The organism is Vibrio sp. 10N.222.52.B7 (genome assembly GCF_041474275.1).
In the GTDB taxonomy this organism is placed as follows: Bacteria; Pseudomonadota; Gammaproteobacteria; order Enterobacterales; family Vibrionaceae; genus Vibrio; species Vibrio crassostreae_C.
This window is the reverse complement of the sequence record NZ_JBFRTU010000054.1, coordinates 1-8,366: the sequence shown is the minus strand read 5'-3', so window position 1 is coordinate 8,366 and position 8,366 is coordinate 1. Positions and strand designations below refer to the sequence as shown.

8 protein-coding genes are annotated in these 8,366 nt (G+C 43.6%); 4 read left to right on the top strand and 4 right to left on the bottom strand.

Annotated elements, in window-relative coordinates; genetic code table 11:
• Positions 1-54: 54 nt before the first annotated feature.
• From AB4512_RS14875 to AB4512_RS14860, 4 genes are all read right to left on the bottom strand, one after another.
• Positions 55-1,401 (bottom strand): ISNCY family transposase, encoded by a 1,347-nt coding sequence (locus tag AB4512_RS14875; RefSeq protein WP_372175112.1) that lies wholly within the window; start codon positions 1,399-1,401, stop codon positions 55-57.
• A 282-nt stretch (positions 1,402-1,683) separates the two neighbouring features.
• Positions 1,684-3,405, bottom strand: coding sequence for an ATP-binding protein (locus AB4512_RS14870; RefSeq protein WP_137001660.1), 1,722 nt, complete (start codon positions 3,403-3,405; stop codon positions 1,684-1,686).
• Entirely contained in the window at positions 3,405-4,589 is a 1,185-nt protein-coding gene (locus AB4512_RS14865; RefSeq protein ID WP_017070551.1) for an FIST signal transduction protein, read from the bottom strand. Before AB4512_RS14865 ends, AB4512_RS14870 begins: the two co-directional genes overlap by 1 nt.
• Positions 4,590-4,703: 114 nt before the next feature.
• Complete coding sequence (locus tag AB4512_RS14860) at positions 4,704-5,069, bottom strand: hypothetical protein (protein WP_372098693.1); 366 nt, start codon at positions 5,067-5,069, stop codon at positions 4,704-4,706.
• 252 nt (positions 5,070-5,321) lie between these two features.
• On the opposite strand from AB4512_RS14860, the gene ccoN reads away from it, so the two are divergent.
• The 4 genes from ccoN to AB4512_RS14840 all read left to right on the top strand — a co-directional run.
• Positions 5,322-6,755: a cytochrome-c oxidase, cbb3-type subunit I gene (gene ccoN / locus AB4512_RS14855; RefSeq protein ID WP_009846707.1), complete on the top strand. Its 1,434-nt coding sequence runs from the start codon at positions 5,322-5,324 to the stop codon at positions 6,753-6,755.
• 11 nt (positions 6,756-6,766) lie between these two features.
• The gene (gene ccoO, locus AB4512_RS14850; RefSeq protein ID WP_017059643.1) at positions 6,767-7,387 is read left to right on the top strand and encodes a cytochrome-c oxidase, cbb3-type subunit II; all 621 of its coding nucleotides are present in this window, start codon (positions 6,767-6,769) and stop codon (positions 7,385-7,387) included.
• Positions 7,388-7,396: 9 nt separating this feature from the next.
• Positions 7,397-7,570 carry a CcoQ/FixQ family Cbb3-type cytochrome c oxidase assembly chaperone gene (locus AB4512_RS14845; RefSeq protein ID WP_004733679.1) on the top strand — a complete coding sequence of 58 codons (174 nt, stop codon included), beginning with the start codon at positions 7,397-7,399 and terminating at the stop codon, positions 7,568-7,570.
• A partial coding sequence (locus AB4512_RS14840; protein WP_372175111.1) for a cbb3-type cytochrome c oxidase N-terminal domain-containing protein occupies positions 7,570-8,366 on the top strand: 797 nt, incomplete at its 3' end. The genes AB4512_RS14845 and AB4512_RS14840, both read left to right, overlap by 1 nt.

Below are 8,366 nucleotides of genomic sequence, written 5' to 3'. Positions count from 1 at the left end.
TGTCAATCCCATTTTAAAATGTCCTCATTTGTCCCAAATAGAAATGTCCCCTTGTTAGGTCTTTTGACTGGAAGCTTTGAATGGTTCGGTGAGGACAGGGTTGATGGCTCGAGGGGCTGTTTGAAGGGCTCTTTGTTGTGCACGGCGCTTGGGGGCTTTCTTGCTGCGGGTTCGTTGCTGTTGTTGTTCGAATTCTTCTTGTTGTTGCTGAGCAAATTTTAAAACTTGGCCGAGGCGTTTGTTGTCGACGATTTGGGTTTGTTGAACGTGCTCGAGTTTGTCGAAGGTTTTGAATTCGAGTTTTCGATGCCCGTATTGGATGGCGATTTCACCGTTTGGGTAGTCGAGTATCTTGACGTTTTCGTACGTTAATCGGCTGTTTTCTTCAGTAGGTTCAATGAGATAAATCACTTTATCGTATTGAAATGTAAGTGACTTAGAGAGCTTACGAGTTTCTTGCCAACTGAAAATATCGTCGAGTTCTTGCTTGGACTCTCGAACCGGACGATGCATGTCTTTTGGGTATTGAGCGGGCTTAGCAAAGCGATGGTTAAAATCGGCGATGAAGTAGGGAAGCCAGGCGTTGGCTTGTTCGATGGTGTCGATACCTTGTAAGCGCATCTCTTTAACCAGTCGGTCTTGCAGCGTGAGGTTGGCTCGCTCAACGCGGCCTTTGGCTTGGGAGCTGTTGGCACAGATGAGTTCTATCGCCAGTTCTTTCAACACGCGCCCGTATTGAGTTTGGCCAACTTGTTTGTGTTTCTCCTGATTCACTCGAAAAATAGAGTGCTTGTCACTGTAAAATGCGATGGGCTTGCCGTGCTCATTGAGGTATTCACGCGTGGTCATCATGTAGTCAAACGCGGATTCTGTCTCGCTGAATCTTAGGTTCATCAGACGGCCAGTCGCATCATCAATGAACACCAATAGGCAGCATTTGTCGCTGCGGCCCTCAAACCAGTCATGATGTGAGCCATCTATCTGAATCAATTCTCCAAGACAGTCTCGACGGTAACGAGGCTGATAGACCCGAGGTTTGCGTTGTGAATGTGGAAGCCACAGTCCGTCGGCGATCATCCATTGACGGAGTGTTTCTTTAGAGACGGATAGATTGTGTCGTTCAGTCAGTTTTTCCAGAGCGAACGTTGGTGAGAAGTCAGAGTAATGCTCACGGATAAGTTTCAGTATTTCAATTCTGAAATGTTCTGAGTAGCGTCGATTACTTGGGCGTCCACGCGCTGCGTGTGTAAGACTTTGCGCGCCAAGAGAGACAAGTTGGTTTACCAAACGTCGGATATGACGCGCAGACAGGTTCAAAATGATAGCAGCGTCAACTTGGCGTAGTCGTTTTTCACGTACGTCAGTAAGTACCTTGAATCGATGAATATCTTTTTCACTCATAGTAATAAGCATCCGGATAACTCCTAAGCAGACCAATATAGGTAAGCTTAGGAGGACATTTTAAAATGGCTTAAACCGGACATTACTAAATTGCTCTAACAAGCTCAGTGCGTATTATGTACGTTATGTTAAATTGATTTTGGTGTTTATAAGGCAGGTATCTTTGTGCGATGCCCTGCCTCTTGTTTATCTACCAAATCGATGTTCTATTTAACAGTAAGGCAATTTACCATAAAATACCTAATAAACATATTTCCTAATCTTCGATTAAGAATACGTTTATTAGACTTCAAGCATTAATCGATCAATTGCTTCTGTGATCTCTTTAGTTCTTACTGGCTTGGTCACGAAATCATTCATGCCGACATCTAAGCACGAACATTTGTCTTCTACTGATGTGTGTGCTGTTAGCGCAACGATTGGTGTTTTGATGTTCGCGTCTCTCATGTATTTGGTTGTGGTTAATCCATCCATGACCGGCATCGATACATCCATTAAGATAATGTCTATCGAGTCATTGGCTCTTTCCACAAAACCAATCGCTTCCTCACCGTTGCTTGCGATGAAAACTTCATGGCCTTGTCGCGTTAGGATTAATTTGATCACCATTTGATTGGTTGGATTGTCTTCGACAACTAACACTGAATAACGGCTTCTCAACTTTCGTGAAGATTCATCTTCGTTGTTAGCCAGATTATTCGTAACTCTAGTAAGCACTGGTAGCTGTACTTCAAATTTGGAACCTTTTCCAGGCTCACTCTCTACCGATATGCGCCCGCGCATTAGCTCAACCAGTCTTTTAGTGATAGCCAAGCCTAAACCGGTGCCACCAAATCTGCGTGTGATTGTGCTATCAGCTTGCACAAATGGACTGAACAGCGACGAAAGTTGTTGCGAGCTAATGCCAATCCCTGTGTCTTCCACCGTTATATAGAAAGAGCTCTGCTGGTACTTGATAGAAACATGAACATGCCCATGCTCAGTAAACTTAATCGCGTTACCAATCAAGTTAAATAGGATCTGTGCCAAGCGGCTCGGGTCGATGTAATGCAGTTCACCCTCAGGAATATCGCTGGTTATTGTTAGCGGCAAACCTTTATCGTCTGCTGTCTTCTTTTGTTCAGATAATACAAAAGTTACAGTGTCTCTTACGTTGCTCCATTGAGGAGCCAACGAGAAACACCCAGATTCAATCTTAGAAAAATCCAATACGTCACTGATAATTGCCAGCAATAGCTCAGATGATGTGCTCATATTAAGCAGTATAGACTGTTGTTCTTCGTTCAATGATGTGGATTTTAGGGTGTCTATTAGGCCAATTATGGCATTTAGCGGTGTTCTTAATTCATGACTCATCATCGCGAGGAATTCAGACTTGGCCTTGTTGGCTCTTTCTGCGTCTTTTCTTGCTGTGACAAGCTCTGCGGTACGTTCTCGAACGGTTGCTTCAAGCTTTTCTTTGTTCTCAATATCGAAAACAGCACGCTCTATCAACGGTCGAAAACGGTTTAGTGTGGCCTTAGTTTCAATACTAAAGTGCTTGGTATTCGAGTGGATAAAGATGATGACGGATTGTGTTAGTCCGCTATCGATACCAGTAATTAGAACAGAGTTGATTTGATCGAGGATAATGGGATGTAAGGAATTGAATTCACCCAGAGATTTGGGTTCAAAAAGGATGGCGCATTCTCCATTGATCACTCGAGATAACTTGCCACAATCACTCCAATTCATCTGTTCGAAGACTTTGTTATTGCTTAGCAGGGTTTTGAAACTGCCTTCGTTCCCTACCCTTGATACCACGATAAAGTCATCAAACTTAATGTATTTTTTGAGCACGAACTCGAGACTGGAGAATATCTCAGATATGTTACTTGCCTTACTGATCGCAGAGATGGTTGATAAGATCACCCTGTTCTCTTCAGCCAGCTTTCGCTCACGGGCTTTTAGTTTTTGCAGTTCAATACGTGCTTCTTGCAGCGCTTCTTGACCTTCAGAACCCATTACTTTTTCAACCTATAAAACGTTGCAGACGATACCATTAAATTCCCGTGTGCATTCTCGCCACCAGAGAGCCTGCCTTGTTCACCAAACGTAAATGGACATATGTATGGGAGCCCATTAAGTGCTTGATTTATTTGGTCACAAACCTCATCCATATCTTGTTTAAGGTTCAACATTGAGCCTGCACAAAAGATATTGATCGCCCCTAGTTTCTCTTCAAGATCCATGTCGTTGTAGTATGAGGAGTGAATGATATTCGCGGCGCGGCTAATCAACTGCTGCTTAGACCCTTGCATCAGGTAGATGGTGTCGCCTTCACTGATGTCTGTGAACAGCTCAATCCCATTACACTCCGTCTCTCTGATCGAATGAGACAATTTGAAATATGGGTAATCGTAAGAAGAGCCGACTTTCCTGCCTAATGGGTAGACTGACGACTTTTCGAATATGTAGCCATCATCACTGCCATCTAAGTGGAAATTAGTCCATTCGTTGTAAACGGTGACGGCTGGCCTGTGGTCTATCTCCAACAAAATTCGGTTTCTTACTTTGGTCACGGTGCCTGAATACCGCGTAGGCGTATGACCCGCGCTGAAAGAGGAATAGATGGACTGAGACGCAAACACTACCGTTAAAGACACACCATTTATAGACAGCGACTCTTCGGTGAAGATACTCCAATTTCCGGAAACCTGGTTGTCTGCAGCACTGCCACCAATAATTGGCACTTCAGTACCAAATTTCTTATCGATAGCCGCCATCACCTTTTCTTCGTTACCCGGTGTGGAATGCAGCAAGATAAGATCAGGAATTTCACCTTCTCGGTTGGCGTTCTTGAGTGCTTTGTCTATCGCGCTGAAGGTACTGCGGTCTATGGAGTCGCTGAAATGTTCGATTCCCGTACCATAGGCGTTGATCCCCGAGTCATAAATAATGAGGACGCCAATGACTGGACCAGAATGAAAACCAGTTTCGGTCATAATGCCGTGACAAGTAGTACAGCCATGTATGGGAGTGTTCGGGAGAGCATCTACGAAATATCTCTGCACAGCGAGTGTCGAATACTCTTCTGTGCAGTAGCAAATAAGACAAGCAATATCGTCAGGGTTTTCCACCCCGCTAAGCAACTCATCTACTGCGATTTTATCGTCTAGGGAGTAAGAGACTTTTGATAGAAATTTCATAGATTCTGGGTAACTTTATTAATGCTCTCTTTATAACACTTTAATGCATTGTGTTTCACTGATTTGGTACATGTTTCTATCAAAAGAACCGAGGTGTGCCCCAGTTTCTCTCTGTTACTCCTTAGAAAGGTTTACAGAAAACGTGCTCACCTGTTGTGGAAATGTAACCGTTATTGAGGAGGTCTTATCACTAGTTTGTAACAGCCAATTTGATGGTCCTTTTTCTTCCAGAATTCCGCTTTCATTATAGCTAATGATAAATTTGCCAGTTTTAGATGTTTCGATCGAATACCCTAGGTTATTGCTTGAAACTGAAACATTATGATTATCAATACCAAATTTACAAGGTTTTGAAACTATACAGTTTACTGTTTCGTTATTATCGTATGTTACTGTTCTCCAAGTAAATGCAGCTATTAAAACAACCAACATGACGATAATTTGAACAAGCCTGCCTTTTGTTAGCTTTTGTGCCGCCATTATAATCTTTACTCCTTGTTACAAAGTTCAAAGTTTTTAAATAAAAATCCAATTCCAGACCAAGCGTAAGGTTACTACTCTGTCATTGATTTGTTAATTCAAGTATAGTGTCGCGTTGAAAATGCCACTTTTTTTTAAAATCAGCAAGTGGAAATAAAGCCCTGAATAGGCTGAATTTCCTTTTCTAATTTGGGTGGCATTACGACGTGAGTCGTGTTGGAAGTAAAGTGTAGTAAATAAGAAATTGGAAGCATGCAAATGAGCCAAGAAAAGCAGCTTGAACAAAACTACAACTATACGGTCGTCCGTCAATTTACCCTAGTTACAATTTTGTGGGGTATTGTCGGTATGGGCGTTGGTGTTTTGATTGCCGCTCAATTAGTTTGGCCACAGCTAAACTTTGATACGCCGTGGTTGACGTACAGTCGTTTACGTCCCCTGCATACTAATGCGGTTATTTTTGCGTTCGGTACAAGTGCGCTGTTTGCAACATCATATTATGTTGTACAACGTACCTGTCAGACGCGTCTCTTTGGTGGCCCTCTCGTAGCCTTTACCTTTTGGGGTTGGCAAGCGATTATCCTGTCCGCTGCAATTACTTTACCGTTAGGTTTAACCTCTGGTAAAGAATACGCAGAACTTGAATGGCCAATCGATATTGCTATTACTCTTGTGTGGGTAGCTTATGCGGTCGTGTTCTTCGGAACCATGATTAAACGTAAGACATCGCACATTTACGTAGCAAACTGGTTCTTCGGAGCCTTCATTATCACGGTTGCCGTGTTGCACATCGTTAACAGCCTAGCTGTTCCTGTCTCTGCGTTTAAATCGTACTCGATTTATTCCGGAGCGATCGATGCAATGGTGCAATGGTGGTACGGACACAATGCGGTAGGCTTCCTATTGACAGCTGGTTTCCTAGGCATGATGTACTACTTCGTTCCTAAACAAGCTGGTCGCCCTGTTTACTCTTACCGTTTGTCGATTGTTCACTTCTGGGCTCTCGTGTCTCTGTATATCTGGGCTGGTCCTCACCACCTACACTACACTGCACTTCCTGACTGGACTCAATCTCTAGGTATGGTTATGTCTTTGGTTCTGTTTGCTCCATCTTGGGGTGGCATGATCAACGGTATTATGACTCTATCTGGTGCGTGGCATAAGCTTCGCTACGACCCAATCCTACGTTTCCTAATCGTTTCTCTATCATTCTACGGCATGTCGACTTTCGAAGGCCCAATGATGGCAATCAAAACGGTTAACGCACTATCTCACTACACGGACTGGACTATCGGTCACGTTCACTCTGGTGCGTTAGGTTGGGTTGCAATGGTTTCTATCGGTTCGGTTTACCACTTAGTTCCTAAACTATTTGGTCAAGAGCGTATGTACTCTGTATCCCTAATCAATGTTCACTTCTGGTTAGCAACGATTGGTACGGTTTTCTACATTGTAGCAATGTGGATCTCTGGCGTGATGCAAGGTCTGATGTGGCGTGCAGTTAACTCTGACGGTACATTAACTTACAGCTTCGTTGAATCTGTAGAAGCGTCTTACCCGTTCTACTTTGTACGTTTCTTAGGTGGTTTCATCTTCCTATCTGGTATGTTCTTAATGGCATACAACACGTACAAAACTGTTTCTGCACCTAAAGATAGCCTTAAAGCTATCCCTCAACCGGCTTAAGGAGATTTAGAATGAGCTCAAATTCAAATAATCGCCATGAGTTGGTAGAGAAGAATGTTGGCCTACTAGCGATTCTTATCGTTATTGCTATCAGTTTTGGTGCTTTAGTAGAAATTACCCCACTTATTTTCCAAAAGCAGACTACTGAACCTGTAGAAAATCTACGTGTTTACTCTGCTCTGGAAATGGAAGGTCGTGATATCTACATTCGCGAAGGTTGTAACGTATGTCACAGCCAAATGATTCGTCCTTTCCGCTCTGAAACTGAACGTTACGGTCACTACTCTGTAGCTGGCGAAAGCGTTTGGGAACACCCATTCCTATGGGGTTCTAAGCGTACTGGTCCTGATTTAGCGCGTGTTGGTGATCGTTACTCTGATGAGTGGCACCGCGTTCACCTTATCGACCCTCGCGAACTTGTTCCTGAATCAAACATGCCTGGTTTCCCATGGCTTGCTGAGAATGTACTTGATGGCAAATTGACTAAACAGAAGCTTGAAATCTTCCGTAATCAATTTGGTGTTCCTTACACAGACGAACAAATTGCTAACGCTAAACAAGATGTTGAAGGAAAAACAGAGATGGATGCAATCATCGCTTATCTTCAATCGCTTGGCCACGCAATGAAATAAGGAATAATTATGGACATTATTACATTTCAAAGTGTTTGGACTGTTACTGTTTTTGCTTGTTTCATCGGCATCGTTTGGTGGGCTTTCGGTAAAAATCGTAAGTCGCGCTTCGACGAAGATGCAAACCTAGTGTTCGCTGATGAAGCACCTGCGAAAGATAAAAATCAAGGAGTGACGAAGTAATGAGTACATTCTGGAGTATTTGGGTAACAGTAATCACAATCGGTACATTGATTGGCTGTGCAGCCTTACTTCGTTGGTGTTCCAACGATAAAACAGGTGTAGAAGAAGGTCAGGATATGGGCCATGAATACGATGGTATTCGTGAGCTTAATAACCCGCTACCTAAATGGTGGACATACCTTTTCGTTAGCACAATTGTGTTTGCAGCTGTTTATCTAGCTCTATACCCAGGCCTTGGCAACTTTAAAGGTCTACTAGGTTGGACGAGTTCAAACCAAACAGTTCGTAGCGTAGAAGAGTCTCGCTCTGCAATCGCTGCTGCGCAAGCAAACAAACAGTTAGACGCATACGCGAAAGAGCTTGATGATGCAGACACCTACTTTGGTGAAGCATTCAGAAAGCTAGCTCACGACGAAAATGGTCTACGTTCCGTCCCTGACATTGCATCAGATGCTGATGCAATCAAAGTGGGCCAACGTTTGTTCCTACAAAACTGTTCTCAGTGTCACGGCTCTGATGCACGTGGTCAGAAAGGTTTCCCGAACCTAACTGATGACGCATGGTTATATGGTGGTGAACCACAAGCTATCGTTACTACCATCATGCATGGTCGTGTCGGTCAAATGCCAGGTTGGAAAGACGCTCTTGGCGAAGAAGGCGTAAAAGAAGTAGTTAGCTACACGCTTAGCCTTTCAGGTCGTAGCGTAAACGCACGTGAAGCAGAAGCTGGTAAAGCGCGCTTTGTAGTGTGTGCAGCGTGTCACGGTACTGATGGTAAGGGTAACCCTGCTGTTGG

Excerpts from the sequence above, each read along its gene's own strand:
- AB4512_RS14870 (WP_137001660.1), bottom strand. The coding sequence starts at position 3,405 with ATGGGTTCTGAAGGTCAAGAAGCGCTGCAAGAAGCACGTATTGAACTG.
- ccoN (WP_009846707.1), top strand. The coding sequence starts at position 5,322 with ATGCAAATGAGCCAAGAAAAGCAGCTTGAACAAAACTACAACTATACG.
- ccoO (WP_017059643.1), top strand. The coding sequence starts at position 6,767 with ATGAGCTCAAATTCAAATAATCGCCATGAGTTGGTAGAGAAGAATGTT.
- AB4512_RS14860 (WP_372098693.1), bottom strand. The coding sequence starts at position 5,069 with ATGGCGGCACAAAAGCTAACAAAAGGCAGGCTTGTTCAAATTATCGTC.
- AB4512_RS14865 (WP_017070551.1), bottom strand. The coding sequence starts at position 4,589 with ATGAAATTTCTATCAAAAGTCTCTTACTCCCTAGACGATAAAATCGCA.
- AB4512_RS14845 (WP_004733679.1), top strand. The coding sequence starts at position 7,397 with ATGGACATTATTACATTTCAAAGTGTTTGGACTGTTACTGTTTTTGCT.
- AB4512_RS14875 (WP_372175112.1), bottom strand. The coding sequence starts at position 1,401 with ATGAGTGAAAAAGATATTCATCGATTCAAGGTACTTACTGACGTACGT.